Annotated in this window: 1 pseudogene; it reads left to right on the top strand. The window is 37.1% G+C overall.

Annotated features, from left to right (window positions below):
- A pseudogene (locus tag ACG59Z_RS18745) lies at positions 1-735 on the top strand (adhesin); the annotation flags it as partial.

Below are 735 nucleotides of genomic sequence, written 5' to 3'. Positions count from 1 at the left end.
CCAAAGATCAGTTAACAACTCAGATTAATGACACTAAAACTGAGTTAAACAACACGATTGGTAATACGAAAACTGAACTGAATAGCAAAATCGACAACACCAAGACCGAGCTTGAAAACAAAGGCTTAAACTTTGCTGGTAATAGCGGTGCAGATGTACACCGTAAACTTGGTGACAAGCTCAACATTATAGGTGGTGCGGATGCTTCAACTCCAGCGTCAAAAACAAGCGGTGAAAATGTTATTACCCGTACCACTCAAGATGGTATTCAGATTGAATTGTTAAAAGACTCAAAATTTGACAGTGTGACTACTGGCAACACCACTTTGAACAACAATGGTTTGGCTATTAAAGACGGTCCAAGCATTACTAAAGACGGTATTAATGCAGGTGGCAAACAAATTACCAATGTTGCAGATGGTGTAAATGCCAAAGATGCAGTGAATGTTGATCAGCTCATCAAAGTAAAAGAGAGCTTAAATGGCAAAATCACTGATACAAATAATCAGTTAAATGATGCGAAAAAAGATTTGGGTAATCAGATCGCAGATACCAACAAGAGTTTAAATGATGCTAAGAATGATCTTGGTAATCAAATTACCGATACCAACACCAAGTTAAACAATACCAAAGATCAGTTAACAACTCAGATTAATGACACTAAAACTGAGTTAAACAACACGATTGGTAATACGAAAACTGAACTGAATAGCAAAATCGACAACACCAAGACCG

Origin of the sequence: Acinetobacter sp. ABJ_C1_1, from assembly GCF_044684115.1 — a bacterium.
GTDB classification, from domain to species: domain Bacteria; phylum Pseudomonadota; class Gammaproteobacteria; order Pseudomonadales; family Moraxellaceae; genus Acinetobacter; species Acinetobacter nosocomialis_A.
The sequence above is the reverse complement of the archived record's forward strand: the minus strand, read 5'-3'. Positions and strand labels throughout refer to the sequence as shown.